The 21451-nt window shown below is 66.0% G+C and carries 18 protein-coding genes; 9 read left to right on the forward strand and 9 right to left on the reverse strand.

Features of this window, described 5'->3' with window-relative positions; all coding sequences use genetic code 11:
- The first annotated feature begins 142 nt into the window (after positions 1-142).
- The gene (locus ABE485_RS23305) at positions 143-1075 is read left to right on the forward strand and encodes a YicC/YloC family endoribonuclease (protein ID WP_346517618.1); all 933 of its coding nucleotides are present in this window, start codon (positions 143-145) and stop codon (positions 1073-1075) included.
- Positions 1076-1097: 22 nt separating this feature from the next.
- Here the strand turns inward: ABE485_RS23305 and ABE485_RS23310 are convergent, their stop codons facing one another.
- Both ABE485_RS23310 and ABE485_RS23315 read right to left on the reverse strand, forming a co-directional pair.
- Complete coding sequence (locus tag ABE485_RS23310; RefSeq protein ID WP_346517640.1) at positions 1098-2585, reverse strand: amino acid permease; 1488 nt, start codon at positions 2583-2585, stop codon at positions 1098-1100.
- Positions 2586-2815: 230 nt separating this feature from the next.
- Positions 2816-4315 carry an AMP nucleosidase gene (locus ABE485_RS23315; RefSeq protein ID WP_430795463.1) on the reverse strand — a complete coding sequence of 500 codons (1500 nt, stop codon included), beginning with the start codon at positions 4313-4315 and terminating at the stop codon, positions 2816-2818.
- A gap of 397 nt (positions 4316-4712) precedes the next feature.
- On the opposite strand from ABE485_RS23315, the gene ABE485_RS23320 reads away from it, so the two are divergent.
- Positions 4713-5309, forward strand: coding sequence for a C40 family peptidase (locus tag ABE485_RS23320; RefSeq protein WP_346517619.1), 597 nt, complete (start codon positions 4713-4715; stop codon positions 5307-5309).
- Positions 5310-5407: 98 nt separating this feature from the next.
- Here the strand turns inward: ABE485_RS23320 and ABE485_RS23325 are convergent, their stop codons facing one another.
- Positions 5408-6178, reverse strand: coding sequence for an SDR family oxidoreductase (locus tag ABE485_RS23325; RefSeq protein ID WP_346517620.1), 771 nt, complete (start codon positions 6176-6178; stop codon positions 5408-5410).
- Positions 6179-6402: 224 nt separating this feature from the next.
- Between ABE485_RS23325 and gmk the strand changes: the two genes are divergently transcribed.
- Genes gmk through ABE485_RS23340 form a run of 3 tightly spaced genes read left to right on the forward strand, consistent with a single transcriptional unit; the run spans position 6403 to position 9600 of the window.
- Positions 6403-7035 carry a guanylate kinase gene (gene gmk / locus ABE485_RS23330; protein ID WP_346517621.1) on the forward strand — a complete coding sequence of 211 codons (633 nt, stop codon included), beginning with the start codon at positions 6403-6405 and terminating at the stop codon, positions 7033-7035.
- A gap of 44 nt (positions 7036-7079) precedes the next feature.
- Positions 7080-7283: a DNA-directed RNA polymerase subunit omega gene (gene rpoZ / locus ABE485_RS23335; RefSeq protein ID WP_006219679.1), complete on the forward strand. Its 204-nt coding sequence runs from the start codon at positions 7080-7082 to the stop codon at positions 7281-7283.
- 22 nt (positions 7284-7305) lie between these two features.
- Positions 7306-9600 carry a RelA/SpoT family protein gene (locus ABE485_RS23340; RefSeq protein WP_346517622.1) on the forward strand — a complete coding sequence of 765 codons (2295 nt, stop codon included), beginning with the start codon at positions 7306-7308 and terminating at the stop codon, positions 9598-9600.
- Between the two features lie 63 nt (positions 9601-9663).
- Here the strand turns inward: ABE485_RS23340 and glnQ are convergent, their stop codons facing one another.
- The 3 genes from glnQ to glnH all read right to left on the reverse strand — a co-directional run bounded on the left by glnQ (position 9664) and on the right by glnH (position 11971).
- Positions 9664-10392 carry a glutamine ABC transporter ATP-binding protein GlnQ gene (gene glnQ, locus ABE485_RS23345; protein ID WP_346517623.1) on the reverse strand — a complete coding sequence of 243 codons (729 nt, stop codon included), beginning with the start codon at positions 10390-10392 and terminating at the stop codon, positions 9664-9666.
- Positions 10389-11045 (reverse strand): glutamine ABC transporter permease GlnP, encoded by a 657-nt coding sequence (gene glnP / locus ABE485_RS23350; protein ID WP_346517624.1) that lies wholly within the window; start codon positions 11043-11045, stop codon positions 10389-10391. The genes glnQ and glnP overlap by 4 nt, the downstream gene beginning before the upstream one ends.
- A gap of 173 nt (positions 11046-11218) precedes the next feature.
- A complete protein-coding gene (glnH, locus tag ABE485_RS23355) occupies positions 11219-11971 on the reverse strand; it encodes a glutamine ABC transporter substrate-binding protein GlnH (RefSeq protein WP_346517625.1) in 753 nt (250 codons plus the stop codon).
- Positions 11972-12138: 167 nt separating this feature from the next.
- Between glnH and ABE485_RS23360 the strand changes: the two genes are divergently transcribed.
- A complete protein-coding gene (locus tag ABE485_RS23360) occupies positions 12139-13173 on the forward strand; it encodes a C45 family peptidase (protein ID WP_346517626.1) in 1035 nt (344 codons plus the stop codon).
- A 28-nt stretch (positions 13174-13201) separates the two neighbouring features.
- Here the strand turns inward: ABE485_RS23360 and ABE485_RS23365 are convergent, their stop codons facing one another.
- The 3 genes from ABE485_RS23365 to nudC all read right to left on the reverse strand — a co-directional run bounded on the left by ABE485_RS23365 (position 13202) and on the right by nudC (position 18321).
- Positions 13202-16825: a hydantoinase B/oxoprolinase family protein gene (locus ABE485_RS23365; protein WP_346517627.1), complete on the reverse strand. Its 3624-nt coding sequence runs from the start codon at positions 16823-16825 to the stop codon at positions 13202-13204.
- An 85-nt stretch (positions 16826-16910) separates the two neighbouring features.
- Complete coding sequence (locus ABE485_RS23370) at positions 16911-17420, reverse strand: winged helix DNA-binding protein (RefSeq protein ID WP_346517628.1); 510 nt, start codon at positions 17418-17420, stop codon at positions 16911-16913.
- A 130-nt stretch (positions 17421-17550) separates the two neighbouring features.
- A complete protein-coding gene (nudC, locus tag ABE485_RS23375; protein WP_346517629.1) occupies positions 17551-18321 on the reverse strand; it encodes an NAD(+) diphosphatase in 771 nt (256 codons plus the stop codon).
- A 279-nt stretch (positions 18322-18600) separates the two neighbouring features.
- On the opposite strand from nudC, the gene ABE485_RS23380 reads away from it, so the two are divergent.
- The 3 genes from ABE485_RS23380 to ABE485_RS23390 are packed head-to-tail and all read left to right on the forward strand — an operon-like array spanning position 18601 to position 21377.
- On the forward strand, positions 18601-19575 hold the full coding sequence (locus ABE485_RS23380; protein WP_346517630.1) for a TRAP transporter substrate-binding protein: 975 nt from the start codon (positions 18601-18603) through the stop codon (positions 19573-19575).
- A 7-nt stretch (positions 19576-19582) separates the two neighbouring features.
- Complete coding sequence (locus ABE485_RS23385) at positions 19583-20083, forward strand: TRAP transporter small permease (protein WP_346517631.1); 501 nt, start codon at positions 19583-19585, stop codon at positions 20081-20083.
- Positions 20076-21377, forward strand: a complete 1302-nt coding sequence (locus tag ABE485_RS23390; protein ID WP_346517632.1) for a TRAP transporter large permease — start codon at positions 20076-20078, stop codon at positions 21375-21377. Before ABE485_RS23385 ends, ABE485_RS23390 begins: the two co-directional genes overlap by 8 nt.
- Positions 21378-21451: the final 74 nt, after the last annotated feature.

Here is a 21451-nt window from a genome sequence, read left to right on the forward strand (position 1 = left end):
CTGGCGCCACGGGAAAATCGCGCTTGGAGTATCCTGCCGCGATGTATCCGGTTGAAAACACAGACCCGCGCGCCAGCACCCGGCCGCCGCGGGCCCCGGCGCAACCGGTTCCTACTCCAAGAATCACCAGGACACGCACATCATGATCCGCAGCATGACCGCCTTCGGCAACGCCCGCGCAGACTTAGAACAAGGCACGCTTGCCATAGAACTGCGCAGCGTCAACAGCCGCTTTCTCGACCTGTACTTCCGCCTGCCCGACGAACTGCGGCACGTGGAAACGCCTCTGCGCGAACTGCTCACCGCCAATCTGGCCCGGGGCAAGGTCGAGATCCGCGTTTCCTTCACCCGCGCCGCCAGTGCCGACCTGTCCAAGCTGGATCCCGCCTGGCTGGAGAGCCTGGCCGAACAGCTGCAGGCCGCCCGCCGCATCGTCCCCGACATCGCGCCCCCGCGCCTGGCCGAATTGTTCAACTGGCCCGGCCAGCGCGGCAACGACGCGCTTGATCCGCAGATCTGGGGCGCGGCCTGCCTGCAGGCCGCGCAACAGGCGCTGACCCAGCTGCAGGAAGGCCGCGAGCGCGAAGGCGAGCGCCTGGCCGGCATGATGCGCGAGTGCGCCGATGGCGTCGCGCGCGTGGTCGACATCGTCCAGGCGCATCTGCCCCAGCTGCTGGCCGACCACCGGGAAAAGCAGGCGGCCAAGCTGCGCGAAAGCGTGGAATCCGCCTTCCCCGGCGGCTTCACCCACATCTCGGGCGCGGAGCTGTCCGAGCGCCTGTCGCAGGAAGCCAACCTGTTCGCCCTGCGCATCGACGTGGCGGAAGAGCTGTCGCGCCTGCGCTCGCACCTGGAAGAACTGCGCCACCTGCTGACCGACGGCGGCGGCAAATCGGCCGGCGGCAAGAAAAATGCCGGCAGCGCCGGCAAGCGCCTGGACTTCCTGTTCCAGGAAATGAACCGCGAGGCCAACACGCTGGGCTCCAAGGCCGGCAGCATGGAAGTCACCCGCGCCGCCATGGATCTGAAGCTGCTGATCGAGCAGATGCGCGAACAGGCGCAGAACATCGAGTAGGCAGCGCGCGCGCCGCCCCGACTTACCGGACTTCGCCCGTGGCGGGCTCGCCCCGCAGGGCCGAATCCAGGTAGGCGCTCCGGGCGCGCGCATCCGGGAACCGCATGTCGCGGTAATTCACGAAGCGCGAACCGCGCGCCAGCCGGTAGCCGGCCCAGATCAGCAGGAACAGCGGAATGCCGATATAGGTGGCGACCACGCCGCCCCAGTCGATTTTGTCCTGCAGGAAAGCCTGGTAGTTCTGGCCCAGCGTGATGACCAGGCACAGCACGAACGCGAAGATCGGGCCAAAGGGGAAAAACGGCGACACATACGGCAGATCGGCCAGGCTGTTGCCCTGCTTCACGTAGCCCCGGCGGAACCGGTAATGGCTGATCGCGATGCCCAGCCACGCGATGAACCCCGTCATTCCCGACGTGTTCAGCAGCCAGATGTAGACGGCGTTCGGGCTGAAGATGAACGTGAAGAAACACAGCGCGGCCACGACCGTGGTTGCCAGCAGCGCCCACAGCGGCACGCCGCTGCGCGAAATGCGGCCGAAGATGCGCGGCGCCTTGCCTTCGCGGGCCAGGCTGTAGAGCATGCGCGTGGCCGCGTACATGCCGGAGTTTCCGGCCGACAGCACGGAAGTCAGCACGACGGCGTTCATGATGGAGGCCGCCCCCAGCAAGCCCGCGCGCTCGAAGATCAGGGCGAAGGGGCTGACGCTGATGTCCTCGACATCATTGCGCAGCAGGTGCGGATCGGTATAGGGAATGAGCAGGCCGATGACCAGGATCGCCGCCACGTAGAACAGCAGGATGCGCCAGAACACCTGCCGCACGGCGCGCGGCAGGTTGCGCGCCGGGTCCTTGGATTCGCCCGCCGCGATGCCGATCAGCTCCGTCCCCTGGAACGAAAACCCCACGACCATCGCCACGCCGATCAGCGCGGCGAAGCCGCCCGCGAAAGGCGCGTCGCCCACGGTCCAGTTGGCCAGCCCGCCGGTTTCGCCGCCGCGGATGATGCCCAGCAGCATCATCACGCCCATCGCGACGAAACCCAGCACGGCCAGCACCTTGATCAGGGCGAACCAGAACTCAGCTTCGCCGAAGCCGCGGGCGGACATGGCGTTCAGTCCGAAAGTGATCGCCAGGAACAAGGCGCTCCAGTAAAAGCCCGGCACGTCCGGAAACCAGTACGCCATGACGAGCTGCGCCGCCACCAGGTCCACCGCCACGGTGACCGCCCAGTTGTACCAATAGTTCCAGCCCAGCGCGAAGCCGAAGCCGTCCTCGACGTAGCGCGCGCCGTACGTGGAAAACGAGCCCGACACCGGCATGGCCGCCGCCAGCTCGCCCAGGCTGGTCATCAGGAAATAGACCATGATGCCGATCAGCACATAGCCCAGCAACGCGCCGCCGGGGCCGGCCTTGGCAATGGTCGCGCCCGAGGCCACGAACAACCCCGTGCCGATCGACCCGCCCACCGCAATCATGGTCAGATGGCGCGCGGACAGCGTGCGCCGCAATTCGGAAGGGCCGTTCCCGTCCGCTTTGCGCGTGCCGCCTGAGCGGCGATCATCGTGTTCCGATGGTGCCAAAATGCATTCCTTCACGTCTTGAAGGCGCCCGCGCAAGCAACCCCGGGCGCCCGGGGATTTCCGAGCAACGGGCGAGAATAGCGCAATCGCCCCCGACATGAAAAACGGCGGCGCGCCGGGGACGGATCGTCCGCGCGACGCGCCGCCAGCTCACGGAATTATTGAAACGCCGTTTCCATGAAGGTGCGCAGCTTGCGCGAGTGCAGCCGTTCCGGCGGCATGTCGCGCAGGCGCTCGAGGGCCCGGATGCCGATTTCCAGGTGCTGGTTGACCTGGCGGCGGTAGAACGCGCTGGCCATGCCCGGCAACTTGAGCTCGCCGTGCAGCGGCTTGTCGGACACGCACAGCAAGGTGCCGTACGGCACCCGGAAGCGAAAGCCGTTCGCCGCAATGGTGGCCGATTCCATGTCCAGCGCGATCGCCCGCGACTGCGCGAAACGCTCCACGAGTTCGACATGGTCCCGCAGCTCCCAGTTGCGGTTGTCGATGGTCGCCACGGTCCCCGTGCGCATGATGCGCTTGAGGTCCCAGCCGGACAGCCCCGCCACTTCTTCCACCGCCTGTTCCAGCGCCACCTGCACCTCGGCCAGCGCGGGCACCGGCACCCAGGTGGGAAGGTCGGCGTCCAGGACGTGGTCCTCGCGCACGTAGCCGTGCGCCAGCACGTAGTCGCCCAGCCGCTGCGAATCCCGCAGGCCGGCGCAATGCCCAAGCATCAGCCAGGCGTGCGGGCGCAGCACGGCGATATGGTCGGTGATGGTCTTGGCGTTGGACGGCCCCACGCCGATGTTCACCAACGTGATGCCGGAATGGTCGCCACGCACCAGGTGGTACGCGGGCATCTGCGGCAGCCGGACCGTCTGGCCCTCATCGCCCGGGCCGCTTTCGCCGCGTCGCGTGATGCGGTTGCCGGGTTCGACCAGCATTTCGTAGTCTTCGTTGCCGCTGGCCATCAGCGCGCGCGCCCGGGCGCAGAACTCGTCCACGTAGAACTGGTAGTTGGTGAACAGCACGAAATTCTGGAAATGCGCCGGCGCGGTGGATGTGTAGTGCTGCAGCCGATGCAGGGAGTAGTCCACGCGCTGCGCGGTGAACGGCGCCAGCGGCTTGGGCTCGCCTTCCTTGCCGCGCCAGGAGCCATTGACGATGGCGTCGTCCGTCACTGCCAGGTCCGGCACGTCGAACAGGTCGCGCAACGGGCGCTTGAGCGCCTCCAGGTGCTCGCCTTCCACGTAGGCGCCCTCGGGGAAGGCGAAATGCAGGGGAATCGGCGAATCGGACTCGCCGACTTCGACCGCCACCCGGTGGTTCTGCAGCAGCTGGCCGACCTGCTCGATCAGGTAGTCGCGGAACAGCGCCGGCTGGGTGATGGTCGTCTGGTAGATGCCGGGTTCGGCCACGTGGCCGTAGGACAGCCGGGTATCGATGGGGTCGTAGGTTTCCACGACGATGCGGATGGCCGGGTAGTAGGCCCGGGCCCGTTCACGGCCGTTACCGGTTCCCTTCAGGACTTCGCGGAACGCGGCCCGCAGGAAAGCCGTGTTGCGGGCGTAGATTTCGACCAGCCGGTCGACCGCGGATTCCGCGTCCTGGAAGGGTTCGAAGGGCAAGGCGTCAGGCCGGTCCATGGACGACAAAGGGTGTACTGCGTTCATCATTGAGCTTTACTCCGCCTTCTTATTTGCTTCACCTTCTTATCTGTCTTGCTCGCATCCTCGGCCCCGGGCGGCAGGCAAGCCCGAAGGCCCGGACCGATGCCGTCGATTATGCACGAGCGCATGCAATATGAAGTGTCATCTGCAGAGGTTGCAGCGCGCGCGGGTCCGTGTCGGGTACCCGGCGCTCCCAAATGAGGGTCCCGTTACGAGTTCCGCGGGGCGGCGCGTAACCCGTCCGGCCCCAGAATGCTGCATTGCACTACAAATGTAATGAAACTTTATTACACTATAATCGTGAAGCGTTCCGGGTGTTCTGCCCGTGAGCCTCCCCCTTTCCGCCGGCTTGCCCTCCCCCGGGCAAAGCCATGCCGCCCACTCCGATTCTTGAAGTGACGTAATGACTCCGCCCACGCGAAAAGCTCGATTTGCCAATTTCCGCACTCCCGCATTCCTGTCAGCGCCCCTCCTGGCCCTGACGCTGTCCTGGATTCCCGGCGCCGCCCAGGCGTCCCTGCCCGCCGAACAAGCCCGCCCCACCCTCAGTGGCCTGCGCCTGGCGCAAGAACCCACCGTGCCCACCCTGCGTGACCGCGTCGTCCAGGCAGGCCTGGATGCCATCGGTACCCCCTATAGCTGGGGCGGCGACGACGCCGAAGGTTTCGATTGCAGCGGCCTGGTCTTGTATGTCTTCCGCGAAATCGCCGGCCTGGACCTGCCCCGCACCGCACGCGCCCAGCGCAGCGAGGGACAGACCGTCTCGGCCAAGAAAGAACTGCGCCCCGGCGACCTGGTGTTCTTTGCCACGCGCGGTCGCGGCGTGACCTCCCACGTCGGCATCTATATCGGCCAGAACAAATTCGTCCACGCGCCGCGCCGCGGCACCAAGGTGCGGGTGGACGACATGAAGACCGCCTATTGGGCCAAGCGCTACGTCGGCGCCCGCGCCTACCTGGACACGACGCCCAAGCAGATGCTCGCCCAGGCCTCGCGCTGAGCGCAAGTCCGGCGGACGGCGCCCGGCGGGCGCCCAGGGGATTGATCGCAAAGGGGCCGGCACGCCGTGCCGGCGCCGATCAGGCGACTTCGGCTGAATCAGCCGCGGCCCACGAAGGGCATGTTGGTCGCCATGATCGTCATGAACTGCACGTTGGCTTCCAGCGGCAGGCGGGCCATTGCGGCCACCGCCTGGGCGACGTGCGCCACATCCATGCGCGGCTCGACCTTGGTGCTGCCGTCGGCCTGCAGGATGCCGGCGGCCATGCGCTCCGTCATGTCGGTGGCCGCGTTGCCGATGTCGATCTGGCCGCAGGCGATGCCGTAAGGCCGGCAATCCAGCGAAATCGACTTGGTCAGCCCCGTCACCGCATGCTTGGTGGCGGTGTAGGCGATGGAGAACGGCCGCGGCGCGTGCGCGGAAATCGAGCCGTTGTTGATGATGCGGCCGCCGCGCGGCGTCTGGGCCTTCATGATGCGGATGGCGGCCTGGGCGCACAGGAACAAGCCGGTCAGGTTGGTGTCGACCACTTCGCGCCAGACCGCAACCGGCAGCTCTTCGATCGGCACGGCCGGCGCGCCGCGTCCGGCATTATTGAAAAGCACGTCCAGGCGGCCGTATTCGCGCTGGGCGGTATCGAACAGATCGCGCACGGCTTGCTCGTCGGACACGTCCGTGGGCACCACCAGCGCACGCAGTCCGTCTTCCCCCGCCGCCGTGCGGGTCGCTTCCAGGGGCTCGCGCCGGCGGCCGGCCAGCACGACCCGGTAACCCTGGGCCAGGAATTCCAGGGCCACCGCGCGGCCTATGCCGGTGCCGGCGCCGGTGACCAGCGCTACGCGGGGCGGATCGATCTCGTTCGTGTTCATCGGATTCTCCTTCTTATCAACCGGCGAAATGCTACCCGAATCGCCCCGCCGATGCTGCAAGCGAAGGTTCCAAGCGCAACACAGTTTCAGCGCACTGCGTAAGCAGAAGAAAGCGCCGCAGTTCCCATGGCGCACCGGCCGCCATCCCCGTGCCCCAGGCCGCGCGATCGGCCGCGATTTGCTATTCTTCGAGTCTTAGCATCACACGCCGGTCACATTCATTCATGCACGCCACTCCCGGAAACGTCTTCATGGTCGTCGCGCCCAGCGGCGCCGGCAAGTCCAGCCTCGTGAAGGCTTTGCTTGCCCAGGATCCCTCCATCCTGCTGTCCATTTCCTGCACGACGCGCGCGCCCCGGCCCGGCGAAGAAGACGGCCGCGAATACCGCTTTGTGTCGTCCGACGAATTCAAGCTCATGCGCGAAGCCCAGAACCTGCTGGAATGGGCTGAAGTCCATGGCAATTTCTACGGCACGCCGCGCGACCGCATCGACGAAGCCACCAGCCAGGGCCGCGACGTGCTCCTCGAAATCGACTGGCAAGGCGCGCGCCAGGTGAAGCAGCGCTTCCCCCGCGCCATCGGCATATTCGTGCTGCCGCCGTCTATCGACGAACTCGAAAACCGCCTGAAGGCGCGCGGCCAGGACGAGCCGCAAGTCATCGCGCGCCGGCTCATGGCCGCGGGCGGCGAAATCGCCCATGCGCCTGAATGCGAATATGTTATTATTAATCAAGAATTTAGCGTGGCCCTGTCGGAACTGACCCAAATAGTCAGCGCCGCACGGCTGCGCTTTTCGTCTCAGGCCGCCCGCCATGCCCAGTTGTTTGCGCAACTTGGCATTCCGGCCGAACACTGAGCCGAACGCATTCTCCCCATCTTCCATCAGCACCAGGTGTCCTAATGGCTCGCATTACCGTCGAAGACTGTCTGAATCAAATCCCCAACCGTTTCAAGCTCACGCTGGCCGCAACGTACCGCGCCCGTGAATTGGCGCAAGGCCATGCCCCGCGCCTGGACAGCAAAGACAAGCCCACGGTCACAGCACTGCGCGAAATCGCGGGCGGCCTAACCGGCGTGGAAATGCTGCGTAAAGTTCCCACCTGATCATTTCCGGGGGGCGGCAAGCATGGCTTTTCCCGGGCTGAAGTACGCTTCATCTGGTCTGCTTGCCGCACTTCGTGCCGGCTCCCGCCTAGGGCGCCGCACGGGCAAGAAAGACAAGAATTCCCCTACGCCACCGTCCGTCGCCGCACAAGAAGCGGCGGACACGACCGCCTCGCCGGTCGCCTCGCTGGCGCCGCTGACCGAAATCATCGGCAGCTATCTCGACAAGAAAGATGTAGAACGCGTGCGCGAAGCCTATCGCTTCGCGGATCAGGCGCACCTGGGCCAGTTCCGCGCCAGCGGCTCGCCCTACATCTCGCATCCCATCGCCGTCACCGAAATCTGCGCGGGCTGGAAGCTCGACGTCAACGCGCTGTCCGCGGCCTTGCTGCACGACGTGATGGAAGACCAGGGCATCGCCAAGCACGAGCTTGCCGAGAAATTCGGCCCTGAAGTGGCCGAACTGGTGGACGGGCTGTCCAAACTGGACCGCCTGGACTTCGCCACCAAGGCCGAGCAGCAGGCCGAGAGCTTCCGCAAAATGCTCCTGGCAATGGCGCGCGACGTGCGCGTCATCCTCATCAAGCTGGCCGACCGCCTGCACAACATGCGCACGCTGGACGCGGTCAATCCTGATAAGCGGCGACGCATCGCCCGCGAGACCCTGGACATCTACGCGCCCATCGCGCATCGCCTGGGCCTGAACCTGCTGTTCCGCGAACTGCAGGACCTGTGCTTCGCCGCGATGTACCCGAACCGCTACCAGGTGCTGTACAAGGCCGTCCTGGCCGCGCGCGGCAACCGCCGAGAGGTCATCACCAAGATCGCCGATTCCGTGCGCGCGGCCCTGCCCGCCGCCGGCATCGAGGCCGAAGTCAGCGGGCGCGAGAAAACCCTGTTCGGCATCTACCGCAAGATGGTCGACCAGAAAAAGTCGTTCTCGGACGTCCTGGACATCTACGGCTTTCGCGTCGTGGTCCATACGCTGCCGGAATGCTATCTGGCGCTGGGCACGCTGCATCAGCTCTACCGGCCCGTGCCCGGCAAGTTCAAGGACTACATCGCCATTCCCAAGGTGAACGGCTACCAGTCCCTGCACACGACGCTGGTGGGCCCCTACGGCACGCCGGTGGAATTCCAGTTCCGCACGCGCGACATGCACCATGTCGCCGAAGAAGGCGTGGCCTCGCACTGGCTGTACAAGGGCGCAGACCTTACCCTCAACGACCTGCAGAAGCGCACGCACCAATGGCTGCAGTCGCTGCTGGACATCCAGAGCCAGACCGGGGATTCCGGCGAATTCCTGGAACACGTCAAGGTCGATCTGTTCCCGGACGCGGTCTATGTGTTCACGCCCCGCGGCAAGATCATTTCCCTGCCCCGCGGCGCAACGCCGGTGGATTTCGCCTACGCGATCCACACCGACATCGGCAACCAGGCCGTCGCCGCCAAGGTCAACGGCGAGTTCGTGCCGCTGCGCACCGAACTCAACAGCGGCGACACGGTCGAGATCGTCACCTCGCCCGCTTCGCGCCCCAATGCGCAGTGGCTCAACTATGTACGCACCGGCCGGGCCCGCTCGGAAATCCGGCACTACCTGCGCACGGTCAAGTACGAAGAGTCGGTTGCCTTCGGCGAGCGCCTGCTGGGCCAGGCCCTGCAAGAGCTGCACATGCCGCTGCCCGCCACGGACGATCCGGCCTGGCAGAAGCTGGCGCGCAGCACGGGCGCCAGCTCCCGCGAGGAAATCCTGGCCGACATCGGGCTGGGCAAGCGCCTGGCCGCCGTCGTGGCCCGCCGTTTCGCGCCCGAACATCAACTGGTGGCCACCACCGCCGCCGCGGTGGACGAACTGACCTCGGCGCGCAGCGCGCCCATCCTGATCCAGGGCAACGAAGGCCAGGCCGTCCAGCTTGCGCCTTGCTGCGGCCCGCTGCCGGGCGACCCCATCGTGGCCGGCATGCGCATGGGCCATGGGCTGGTGGTGCACACCGCCGATTGCCCGGTGGCCTTGCGCCAGCGCCTGCGCGAACCCGAACGCTGGATCAACGTCGGCTGGGACGCCCACACCGCCAAGCACCTGGCCACCCGCCTGGACATCATCACGCGCAACGAGCGAGGCGTGCTCGGCCGGCTGGCGGCGGAAGTCACCGCCGCCGACGCCAACATCATGCATGTCACGATGCACGACGACGCGGTGTCCACGGTGTCGCTGCACCTGACCATCCAGGTAGACAGCCGCAAGCACCTGGCCCAGGTCATCCGCGCCATCCGGCACGTGCCGCAGGTCCAGAAGATCGTCCGCGTGAAAGGCTGAGCCTCGGCTTGAGCCGCAGGAAACAAGGCGTCCGGCATGGCCGGACGCTTTTTTTTCGCGGCCTCAGGTCACGTGCTGCAGGAAGTCCTTGAGCCGCTGGCTGGGCGGATTGGTCAGCAGGTCTTCGGGCGGGCCATCGTGCGCGACCTTGCCGGCGTCGATGAAGATCAATCGGCTGCCGACCTTGCGCGCGAACTCCATTTCGTGCGTGACGACCACCATCGTCATGCCCTCTTCCGCCAGGTCGCGCATCACCTTGAGCACCTCGTGGCGCAGCTCGGGATCGAGCGCGGACGTGGGTTCGTCGAACAGCATGAGCTTGGGCTTGATCGCCAACGCGCGGGCGATCGCCACCCGCTGCTGCTGACCGCCAGAGAGTTCCGCCGGGTAGTGGTTCATGCGCTCGGCCAGGCCAACCTTGGCCAGCAGCGCCTTGGCCTCTTCCCGCGCCTCGGCGCGGCCCTGCCCGCGCGTATGCACCGGCCCGAACATCACGTTCTCAAGCGCCGTCATCTGCGGAAACAGATTGAACTGCTGGAAGACCATGCCCGCCTCGCGCCGGATCTCGCGCACTTGCGCTGGATCTCCCTTCACGCTCAGGCCATCGACCAGCAGATCGCCGTCGTTGATGGTTTCCAGCACGTTGATGCAGCGCAGGAAGGTGGACTTGCCGGACCCCGAGGGGCCGACCACCACCACGACCTCGCCCGCGTCGATGTTGAGCGAAATGCCATTGAGCACCGTGGATTCGCCGAAGCGCTTGGTGACGTTATGAAATTCGACCATGCTCATAGGATGCGCATCCTTTTTTCCACCAGGTGCAGGCCCAGCGCCATCAGGCCGGTCAGGATCAGGTAGATGATCGCGACCGCGGACCAGATTTCAACCGCACGGAAGTTGCTGGCCATGATCTCTTGGCCTTGCCGGGTCAGCTCGGCCACCCCGATCACGATGAACAGCGATGAGTCCTTCAGGCTGATGATGCACTGGTTGCCCAGCGGCGGAATCATGCGCCTGAACGCGACCGGGCCGATGATATGGAGCAGGATCTTGTGGAAGGGCAGCCCCATCGCCTGCCCCGCTTCCCGCAAACCCTTGTGCACCGACAACAGCGACCCGCGCACGATTTCGGAGATGTACGCCCCCGAGTTGATGATGAGGGTGGCGATGGCCGCCCATTCGGCGTCCACCCGGATGTCCGCCAGCAGGGGCAAGGCAAAGTAGATGAACATGACCTGCACCACGATCGGCGTGCCGCGGATGACCGCGACATAGACCTGCGCGATGCCCGACAATATCGCGTTCCCGTAGGCCCGCGTCACCCCCGAGAGCGCGCCCAGCAGGAAACCGCCCGCCAGCCCCCAGAAGGTGATCTTGATGGTCATGAGCGTACCCTCGAGCAGATTGGGTAGCGCGCCTTCGATTACAGCCCAGTCAAACTCCACGATCGTCCCCCTTCGGCGCGCTGGCGCGCCGCATCATGGCGGACGCGCCCGCGGGAGGGTGCCGATGCCGCTTGCGGCTGCCGCCGCGCCGGCGTCCGGCGTTGCCGCCGGATCCTGCCCCCTAACCGTCGCCTAGCTGGCGCGCCCTTGAAAAGTGCCGCTCGCGAAGCCGGTCAGGGCTTCTTGCCGAACCACTTGGTGTAGATCGCGTCGTACTGGCCGTTGGCCTTGAGCGTGGCAAGCGCCTTGTTCACCTGCGGAACCAGATCGCTGCCCTTGGGGAAGGCGATGCCGTAGAAGTCGCCGCTCTTGACCGAGCCGACGACCTTCACGCGGCCCTTGCCGGCGGTGTTGGCGTAATACTGGACATTGGGGGTATCGTGCACGGCGGCGTCGACACGGCCGGTGGCCAGTTCCAGGTAGGCGTTGTCGATGTTGGGGAACAGCTTGAGCTTGGCGTCCGGCACCTGGGCCTTCAGGAAGTCCACCGTGGCGGTGCCGGTCTTGACGGCGACCGTCTTGCCGGCCAGGGATTTGGCATCCTTGATGTCGGTGTTCTTTTCGCCCACCAGGATCGCCAGGCCGCTTTCGTAATAGGGATCGGAGAAGTCGATGACCTTCTTGCGGTCGTCGCGGATCGTGATGCCCGCGAGCGCGGCGTCGATGTTCTTGGTCTGCAGGCCGGGGATGATGCCCGCGAAGTCCATCGGCTGCAGCTTGTACTTGAGGTTGAGTTCCTTGGCGATGGCGGCCCAGAGATCCACGTCGAAGCCCGTGTAGGTATTACCCTGCTTGAACTCGAACGGCACGAAAGCGGTATCGGTGGCCACCACCAATTCCTTGCCCTGGGCCTGGACGGCCGAGGCGGCGCCGAACAGGGTCACGGACAGGCCGACCAGAGCGGCGGCGACTTTACGTTTGATCATGAAACTCTCCTCTTGGGGAGCACCAGGCACCCCGGGGTTGTTGTAAGGGCATGATTCCTGGGTTGCGCCGGGATGTCCGGCGCAACTTACCGACGATCTTAACGCATGAGTCCCCACCCGGCGGCTCCCGGAAAATTTACAATCCGCGTGACACCCGGAGGATTCCCATGGCCTACAAATACGTACGCATCGCTGGAAACCGTCGCCAGGTCGGCCAGGCGCTGGGCAAACTTGCCCGCCCCATCATGGCGGCCTACCTGGACCAGAGCGGCGCCTGGGAAGCCCTGAGGCCATGGCGCGGCCATCCGTACGTCGACGAACTCGCGCAGCAGGCGCAGGCCGCCCTGCCCCAGGTCTGGGAAGAACTGGAAGGAATGGCCGAAGGGTTGCGCATGCCCATCAAGGACGTGCTGCTGTGGCATTGCCGGGGCGATCTGCTGCACAGCACCACGGACGGCTGCACCTCCGTGGCCCTGAAAGCCGCCGACGGCTCGCGCTGGATCGGCCACAACGAAGACGGCGATCCCTACCTGCACGGCCGATGCCATCTGGTGGATGTCGCCCTGGAAGGCGCGCCGGGCTACCTGAGCTTCTACTATCCGGGATCGCTGCCGGGCCACACGTTCGGCGCAAACCGCGCGGGGCTGGTCCAGACCATCAACAACCTGCGCACGCGCCAGCGCCATCCTGGCGTGCCGCGCATGTTCCTGGCGCGCGCGGTGCTCGACTGCGCGACGCTGGACGAAGCGCTGGACCTGCTGCGCGACCTGCCGCATTCGGGGGGCTTTCACCACACGCTGGCCGCGGCCACGGACCCGCGCATCATCAGCGCCGAGGTCACGCCGGGGTCGGTATCGATCCTGGAGATCGGCAGGCGCTACGGCCACGCCAACCACATGGTGCACGTCGAGACCCGCGGACAGCCGCAGATCATCACCGATTCGTCGCGCGCGCGACAGAACCGCATCGAGGGCCTGGTGGACGGCTGGTCCGCCGACTCGGGCAGCGCGGACATGCTCGCCGCCCTGCTCGACACCGAAGGCAAATTGCCTATCCTGCGCACCGCCCGAGACGACCCGGACGACGAAAACACGCTCGCCACCGCGATCTTCGAGATACGCGATGGCGAGGTGGTCCTGCGCGTGCACGACCGCAAGGCGCGCGCGGACATCGCGCTGGACGTGATGTCAGATCCCGGCTGACCGGAACCGGACATCACGCCGGCGCGGGTCAGGCGGCGCCGTAGCCGCCGCCTCCCGGCGTTTCCACCACGAACACGTCGCCCGGATGCAGCTGGGCGCTGTCCTGCGGACCGAGCTCCTGGATGCTGCCGTCCGCGCGCTCGACCGTGTTGCGGCCCATCGCGCCCGGCTGGCCGCCGGCCAGGCCGAACGGCGCAAAGCGGCGGTTGTTCGACAGGATCGCCGCGGTCATGTCTTCCAGGAAGCGGATGCGGCGCACGCCGCCGTCGCCGCCCGGATACCGGCCCGCGCCGCCCGAGCCCTTGCGGATCTCGTAGGATTCGAGCCGAACCGGGAACCGGAACTCCAGGACTTCGGGATCGGTGAGGCGCGAGTTGGTCATGTGCGCCTGCACCACCGACGTTCCCGCGAACCCTTCGTCCTGCGGACCCGCCGCGTCGATGCGCACCGGACCTGCGCCCGTGCCGCCCGAGATGGTCTCGTAGTACTGGTGCCGCGCGTTGCCGAACGTGAAGTTGTTCATCGTGCCCTGGCTGGCCGCCAGCACGCCCAGCGCGCCGTACAGCGCGTTGACGATGCACATGGACGTTTCCACGTTGCCCGCCACCACCGAGGCCGGCGGGTTCGGACGCAGCATCGAGCCTTCCGGCACGATGATGGACAGCGGCACCAGGCAGCCGTCGTTCAGCGGGATGTCGTCGTTGACCATCGTGCGGAACACGTACAGCACCGCGGCCACGGCGATCGCGCCCGGCGCGTTGAAGTTGTTGTCCAGCTGCGCCGACGTGCCGGTGAAGTCGACCACCGCGCTGCGCGCCGCGGTATCCACGCGCACCGCCACGCGAATGACCGCGCCGTTGTCCAGCGGATACTCGTAGCTGCCGTCCTTGAGCACCGAGATCACGCGGCGCACCGCCTCTTCGGCGTTGTCCTGCACGTGCCCCATGTAGGCGCGCACGACATCCAGGCCGAAGTGGTCGCACATGCGAAGCAATTCCTGCACGCCCTTTTCATTGGCGGCGATCTGCGCGTGCATGTCGGCGATGTTCTGGTCCGGATTGCGCGCCGGCCAGCGGCCCGAGCCCAGGATGTCTCGCGCGGCCTGCTCGCGGAACTCTCCGTTCTTGACCAGCTGGAAGTTTGTGAACAGCACGCCCTCGTCTTCCACCGTCTTGGAATCCGGCGGCATCGAGCCCGGCGTGGTGCCGCCGATGTCTGCATGGTGGCCGCGCGAACCCACGTAGAACAGGATCTCGCGCCCGGCCTTGTCGAACACCGGCGTGATGACCGTGACGTCGGGCAGGTGCGTGCCGCCATGGTAGGGATCGTTCACCACGTAGGCATCGCCCGGCATCATCTTGCCGGCGTTGGCGTTCATCACCGTGCGGACCGATTCGCCCATGGATCCCAGGTGCACCGGCATGTGCGGCGCGTTGGCGATCAGGCGGGCCTGCGCGTCGAAGATCGCGCACGAGAAGTCCAGGCGCTCTTTGATGTTCACCGAGTACGCCGTGTTCTGCAGGCGGTAGCCCATCTGCTCGGCGATGGACATGAAGAGGTTGTTGAAGACCTCGAGCATGACCGGGTCGGCCTGCGTGCCGACCTTGCGGCGCTCCGGGCGCGCTTCGACGCGGCGGATCACAAAGTGGTCCTGGGCCGTCAGTTCGGCCTGCCAGCCCGGTTCCACCACCGTGGTCTGGTTGGGTTCGGAGATGATGGCGGGACCCGCCACCACGTCGCCGCCGGCCATGTCTTCACGCACGTACAGCGGCGTGTCGCGCCACGCGCCGGCGCTGTACATGCTGACCACGCGACGCGCGGCCAGCGCGCCCTCGCGGGTGCGCGACGTCGACGCCTCGCCCACGCGTTCGCCGCCGCCGGTGGCCTCGACCGAAATGGTCTCGACCACGAGTTCGCGGTTGGGCATCAGGAAGGAATAGCGCTGGCGGTAGGCGGCCTCGAAATCGCGGCGCGCCTGCTCCAGATCGGAATAGGCCACTTCCAGCGCGGTGTCGGTGCCGCGGTACTTCAGGTGCAGGCGTCGCTGCACGCTGATGTCGCCTTCCGCCACGTGCTGGCGGCGCAGTTCGCCGACCGCCTGGCCGGCCAGGACGTCCAGTTCGTCCTTCAGCTCGCCCATCAGCGCGGCGTCCAGCACCTTCTCGACCGTCTTCTGGCGCATGTCGGTCTGGTCCGCCAGGCCCATGCCATAGGCCGACAGCACCCCGCCCAGCGGATGGGCGAACACCGTCGTCATGCCCAGCGCATCGGCCACCAGGCACGCATGCTGGCCGCCCGCGCCGCCGAACACGGTCAGCGCGTACTCCGTCACGTCATGGCCGCGTTGCACCGAAATGCGCTTGATGGCCTCGGCCATGTTGCCCACGGCGATTTCGAGAAAGCCCTCGGCCAGTTGCTCGGGCGACATCTCGCGCCCGGTGGCCGTGCGCACCTCGTCGGCCATGGCGGCAAAGCGCGCGACCACGGCCTCGCGGTCCAGTGCCTCGTTGGCCTCGGGTCCGAACACCTTGGGGAAGAAGTCCGGCTGGATCTTGCCGAGCAGGACGTTGCAGTCGGTGACCGCGAGCGGACCGCCCCGGCGATAGCACGCGGGGCCGGGGTTGGCGCCGGCGGAATCCGGGCCGACGCGCAGCCGCGCGCCATCGAAATGCAGGATGGACCCGCCGCCGGCGGCGACGGTGTGGATGCTCATCATGGGCGCGCGCATGCGCACGCCGGCCACCTGGGTTTCGAATTCGCGTTCGAATTCGCCCGCGTAGTGCGACACGTCCGTGGACGTGCCGCCCATGTCGAAGCCGATGACCTTCGGGAAGCCCGCGATCTCGCTGGTGCGCACCATGCCGACGATGCCGCCGGCGGGGCCCGACAGGATGGCGTCCTTGCCGCGGAAGCGGTGTGCGTCGGTCAGGCCGCCGCTTGACTGCATGAACATCAGGCGGATACCCGGCAGTTCGCCGGCCACCTGGTCCACGTAGCGCTTCAGGATGGGCGACAGGTACGCATCCACCACCGTCGTGTCGCCGCGCGACACGAACTTGATCAGCGGGCTGACCTCGTGCGACACGGAAACCTGCGTGAAACCGATGTCGGCGGCAATCCGCGCCGCCAGCTGTTCGTGCGCCGGGGCGTGCCAGGCATGCATGAACACGATGGCGACCGCGCGGATGCCGCTATCGTAGGCGGCCTGCATATCCTTGCGCAGGCCTGCCTCGTCCAGCGCGCGGATGACCTCGCCGTCGGTGGCCACACGCTCGTCCGCCTCGACGACGGATTCGTAAAGCATCTCGGGCAGCAGCACATTGCGGTCAAACAGCCGCGGGCGGTTCTGGTAGGCGATGCGCAGGGCATCGCGGAAACCGCGCGTGGTGACCAGCAGCGTGCGTTCGCCCTTGCGCTCGAGCAGGGCATTGGTGGCCACCGTGGTGCCCATTTTCACGCACTCGACCTGGTCGGCCGGCACGGGCTGGCCCGGCGCGATGCCCAGCAGCTTGCGGATGCCGGCGACCGCCGCATCGCGGTACTGCTCGGGGTTTTCGGACAGCATCTTCGCGGTGGTGGTGCTGCCATCGGGACGACGCGCCACGATGTCGGTGAAGGTGCCCCCACGATCAATCCAGAATTGCCACTTCATAGGTATCCTCGAAAACAAGAGGCCGCCGGGGCGCGTGCGGCCACGGTCGGGTTGCTGATATCGGGGCAAGCCCCGCGTGTTGGGTTCAGAGAGAGGTCGCGGCCCGCGCCGCCTGGTCGTACAGGCCGGACAGTGCGCGCAGCGTGTGCGCCAGCTGGCGGCTGAAATCCAGGCCGCCTCCGCCCGGCGTGTCCAGCCCGGCGGTCAGGCATTGCTCGCGGATTTCTCCGTAGCGCTTGAGAATCGCCGCGCCTTCGGGCGTGACGCTGTAGAACACTTCCTTGCTGCTGCGCTCGCCGCGCACCACGCCCATTCTGTCCAGCTTCTTGAGCGCGTAGCTGACGATGTGGGTGTCTTCCACATTCAAGGTGAAGCAGATGTCGGCAAGCTTCTTGGGCCGCTGCCGGTGGTAGACGTGGTGGAAGACCATGACGTCGGTCGGGGTCAGGTCGGGCAGGCCCGCCGCCGCCATGCAACGCACGGTCCAGCGGTCAAAGGCATGGCTGGCGATCATCAGGCCGAACTCCACTTCGGAGAGGTCGGGCGCGCTGCCGCCGGCCAGATGGGCCGACGACGCTATCAAAGCGGGTGTCATAAGAGACCAAAGCCGAGTTTATTTGAGTGAAATACTAATAATTTATCTATATTTCATCAATAAAAAATAACGACTGAACGCCAGAATTCCCTCGGTTCGAGGGAATACCCCTAGCGGAACAGGGCCAGGATCAGGGGGCTGACCAGCCCATGGGAAGGTTCGCACGGATCAGCCATCCGGCGATGGAGATGCGGGCGGCGATGTCGGGCATGGCGTCGCCCGGGCCGAACCAGCGCGCGTCGGCGATTTCGTCTTCCTGGACGCGGATATCGCCCGACACGTAGTCGGCGGTGAACGCGACCATCAGCGAATGCGGAAAGGGCCAGGACTGGCTGCCGAAGTACTGCAGATTGCCGACCTTCAGCCCGACCTCTTCGTAGATTTCGCGGTGCACGGTCTGCTCGATGCTCTCGCCGGGTTCGACGAAGCCGGCCAGCGCGGTATAGCGGGCCGTGGGCGAGTTGGCGTGACGGGCCAGCAGGATGCTGTCCCCCTTGCGAATCAGGACCATCATGGCCGGCGAGATGCGCGGATAGGCCGAAAAGCCGCAGGACGGGCAGCGCAGGCAGAATTCGTGGCTGACGCGCTCCGCGGGCGTGCCGCAGGCGCCGCAAAAGCGGTGGGTGCGCGCCCATTCCGCGATCTGGTAAGCGCGGCCGGCCAGCGCCATGCCTTCGTCGTCGAACACGCCGAACAGCGAGCGCAGCTTCTTGAACGCATAGCCTTGAGGCGCTTCGATCCCCGGATCCACGCACACGGTGCGATACGGGGAGCCCACCTGCATCCATACCGGCTGCAGCGCCGCGGCCTGCAGCCCGATGCGTTCGCACAACGCCGTATCCGGCAACACGCTGGACGATTCCTCGACCAGCAACTCATCACGGCGAAAAACGAAATTCACGCTGCCCTCGGCGCTACGTATGCAATCCCGCAATCTTAGAAGAAAAAGCCGCGCGCCGGATCGCAATGCGCGCGGCGGACGAAACATTGAACCTTCAACCACCGTGCAACAGCGGCCCCTAGGAATTACCCGTAAAGGCGCGATTTCCCGCGCTTTGTTACCGCACAGCAACATAGAATGGCACGGCGCTACGGCGGCGCGACGCCGCGCCGCGCATTCTTTTTTCCGCAATGCCTATCGGGCCAGGCCCGTCTTCATCATTCGCAAAGAAGGACCATCATGTACAAGAAAATCTCGCTGCTGACCGGCAGCATCGTCCTGGCATTCAGCGCGGGCGCACAGGCCCAGACCAAGTGGGACCTCCCCAGCGCCTATCCGGCGAGCAACTTCCACGTCGAGAACCTGACGACCTTCATCAAGGACGTCGACTCGCTGTCGCAAGGCAAGCTGAAGATCACGCTGCACAACAATGCCTCGCTGTACAAGGCGCCTGAAATCAAGCGCGCGGTGCAAGGCAACCAGGCGCAGATCGGCGAAATCCTGCTGACCAACTTTGCCAACGAAGACCCGATCTACGAACTGGACGGCCTGCCCTTCCTGGCCACCGGCTACGACGCCTCGTTCAAGCTGTACCAGGCGCAAAAGCCGTTCCTGGAAAAGAAGCTGGCCTCGCAAGGCATGACGCTCCTGTACGCGGTGGCCTGGCCGCCCCAGGGCATCTTCGCCAACAAGGACATCAAGCAGATCAGCGACATGAAGGGCCTGAAGTGGCGCGCCTACAGCCCCGTGACGGCCAAGATCGCCGAACTGGTCGGCGCCCAGCCCGTGACCGTGCAGCAGGCCGAACTGGCCCAGGCGCTGGCCACCGGCGTGATCGACTCCTACATGTCGTCCGCGTCCACCGGCTACGACACCAAGACCTACGAATACATCAAGAAGTTCTACGACACGCAGGCCTGGCTGCCCAAGAACGCCATCATCGTCAACAAGAAGGCCTTCGACGCCCTGGACCCCGCCACGCAGGAAGCCTTGAAAAAGGCCGGCGCGCAGGCCGAGGAACGCGGCTGGAAGCTGTCGCAGGAAAAGAACAAGTGGTATCAGGCCGAGCTGGCCAAGAACGGCATGGAAACCATTGCGCCCACGGTTGAGCTCAAGGAAGGCCTGAGCGTGATCGGCAAGCGCATGCTGGACGACTGGCTCAAGAAGGCTGGCGCGGACGGCCAGGCCATGATCGACGCCTACAAGAAGCAGTGATATCGCCATGCGCCGTTTTCTAGATAGCCTGTACGGCGCGGCCGGCCTGCTGGCCGGCCTGTGCACGATCGGCGTGCTGGTCTCGGTGCTGGCGGCGATCATCGCCCGCCAGCTCAGTTTCAACATCCCCGGCACCGACGCCTACGCCGGCTACTTCATGGCCGCCGCCGGCTTCCTGGCTTTGGCCAGCACCTTCAAGCACGGCGAACACATCCGCGTGACGCTGCTGCTCAATTCGCTGGCTCCCGCAAGCAGCCGCCGGCTGGACATCTTCGCACTGGCCGTCGGCTGCCTACTGGCCGCCGCGTTTGCCTTTTTCAGCGTCAAGCTGACCTACGACTCCTGGCTGTTCAACGACATTTCCACATCGAACGACGCCACCCCGCTCTGGATTCCGCAGTCAACCATGGCCGTGGGCACGATCCTGTTCTTCGTCGCGCTCGTCGACGAACTGGTCCGCCGTTCACGCGGCCAGGCCGCCGCCACTTCGCAGCAAACCCATGAATGAACTTCTCGTCATCACCTTATTGGTCGTTTCGATCTTCGTCCTGCTCGGCTGCGGGGTCTGGGTCGGCCTGACCCTGGCGGGCACGGCCTGGATCGGCATGGAGATCTTCTCCAGCCGCCCGGCAGGCGACGCCATGGCCGTCACGATCTGGGGCGCATCGTCCAGCTGGACGCTGACCGCGCTGCCGCTGTTCCTGTGGATGGGGGAAATCCTGTTCCGCACGCGGCTGTCGGAGGACCTGTTCAAGGGGCTCGCGCCCTGGCTCAACCGGCTGCCCGGGCGCCTGCTTCATACCAACGTAATCGGCTGCGCGATCTTCGCGGCGGTGTCGGGTTCCTCGGCCGCCACCTGCGCCACCGTCGGCAAGATGACCATCCCGGAACTGACGCGCCGCGGCTACCCCGAGGAAAAGATCCTCGGCACGCTGTCGGGCGCCGGCACCCTGGGCCTGCTCATTCCGCCCTCGATCATCATGATCGTCTATGGCGTAGCCGCGGATGTCTCCATCGCCAAGCTGTTCATTGCCGGCATCGTGCCCGGCATCCTGCTGGCGGCGCTGTTCATGGGCTATATCGCCTGGTGGGCCATCCGCAATCCCGGCGAAGTACCGGCGGCGGATCCCGGCCTGTCGTTCATGGAAAAGCTGTCGCGCTCGCGCCACCTGATTCCCGTGCTGCTGCTGATCGGCGCCGTGCTGGGCTCCATCTACACCGGCATCGCCACCGCCACCGAAGCGGCGGCGGTGGGCGTGGTGGGCGCGCTGATCCTGTCGGCGCTGCAGGGGTCCCTCAACCGCTCCGCTTTCATGCAATCGCTGCTGGGCGCCACCCGGCTGTACTGCATGATCGCGCTGATCCTGGCGGGCGCGCAGTTCCTCACGCTGGCCATGGGCTATATCGGCCTGCCGCGCGCGCTGGCGGAATGGATCGGCGGGCTGGGGCTGTCGCAGTTCGGCCTGATCATGGCGCTGATGGTCTTCTTCATCGTCCTGGGCTGCTTCCTGGACGGCATCTCGATCGTGGTGCTGACCATGGGCGTGCTCCTGCCGACCGTGCAGGCGGCCGGCATCGACCTGATCTGGTTTGGCATCTTCATCGTGTTCGTGGTGGAAATGGCACAGATCACACCGCCGGTGGGGTTCAACCTCTTCGTTCTGTCTGGTATGAGCGGTCGGGAACTGCCCTACATCGCGCGCGCCTCGCTGCCGATGTTCTTCCTGATGATCCTGGCCGTGCTGTTGCTCTATGTGGCGCCGGGCATCGCCACCTGGCTGCCGCTGCACATGACGCTGTAGGCCGGCGCCCCGCCAGCCCCCCGCCACAAGACCCCGTTCCATGAACGGGGTTTTTTTTGGGCCCGCGCCCGGAT

It is taken from the genome of Achromobacter spanius, assembly GCF_039673305.1.
Lineage (GTDB): Bacteria > Pseudomonadota > Gammaproteobacteria > Burkholderiales > Burkholderiaceae_B > Achromobacter > Achromobacter spanius_F.

Excerpts from the sequence above, each read along its gene's own strand:
- ABE485_RS23305 (WP_346517618.1), top strand. The coding sequence starts at position 143 with ATGATCCGCAGCATGACCGCCTTCGGCAACGCCCGCGCAGACTTAGAA.
- ABE485_RS23315 (WP_430795463.1), bottom strand. The coding sequence starts at position 4,315 with ATGATGAACGCAGTACACCCTTTGTCGTCCATGGACCGGCCTGACGCC.
- ABE485_RS23320 (WP_346517619.1), top strand. The coding sequence starts at position 4,713 with ATGACTCCGCCCACGCGAAAAGCTCGATTTGCCAATTTCCGCACTCCC.
- ABE485_RS23325 (WP_346517620.1), bottom strand. The coding sequence starts at position 6,178 with ATGAACACGAACGAGATCGATCCGCCCCGCGTAGCGCTGGTCACCGGC.
- gmk (WP_346517621.1), top strand. The coding sequence starts at position 6,403 with ATGCACGCCACTCCCGGAAACGTCTTCATGGTCGTCGCGCCCAGCGGC.
- rpoZ (WP_006219679.1), top strand. The coding sequence starts at position 7,080 with ATGGCTCGCATTACCGTCGAAGACTGTCTGAATCAAATCCCCAACCGT.
- ABE485_RS23340 (WP_346517622.1), top strand. The coding sequence starts at position 7,306 with ATGGCTTTTCCCGGGCTGAAGTACGCTTCATCTGGTCTGCTTGCCGCA.
- glnQ (WP_346517623.1), bottom strand. The coding sequence starts at position 10,392 with ATGAGCATGGTCGAATTTCATAACGTCACCAAGCGCTTCGGCGAATCC.
- glnH (WP_346517625.1), bottom strand. The coding sequence starts at position 11,971 with ATGATCAAACGTAAAGTCGCCGCCGCTCTGGTCGGCCTGTCCGTGACC.
- ABE485_RS23360 (WP_346517626.1), top strand. The coding sequence starts at position 12,139 with ATGGCCTACAAATACGTACGCATCGCTGGAAACCGTCGCCAGGTCGGC.
- ABE485_RS23365 (WP_346517627.1), bottom strand. The coding sequence starts at position 16,825 with ATGAAGTGGCAATTCTGGATTGATCGTGGGGGCACCTTCACCGACATC.
- ABE485_RS23370 (WP_346517628.1), bottom strand. The coding sequence starts at position 17,420 with ATGACACCCGCTTTGATAGCGTCGTCGGCCCATCTGGCCGGCGGCAGC.
- ABE485_RS23380 (WP_346517630.1), top strand. The coding sequence starts at position 18,601 with ATGTACAAGAAAATCTCGCTGCTGACCGGCAGCATCGTCCTGGCATTC.
- ABE485_RS23385 (WP_346517631.1), top strand. The coding sequence starts at position 19,583 with ATGCGCCGTTTTCTAGATAGCCTGTACGGCGCGGCCGGCCTGCTGGCC.
- ABE485_RS23390 (WP_346517632.1), top strand. The coding sequence starts at position 20,076 with ATGAATGAACTTCTCGTCATCACCTTATTGGTCGTTTCGATCTTCGTC.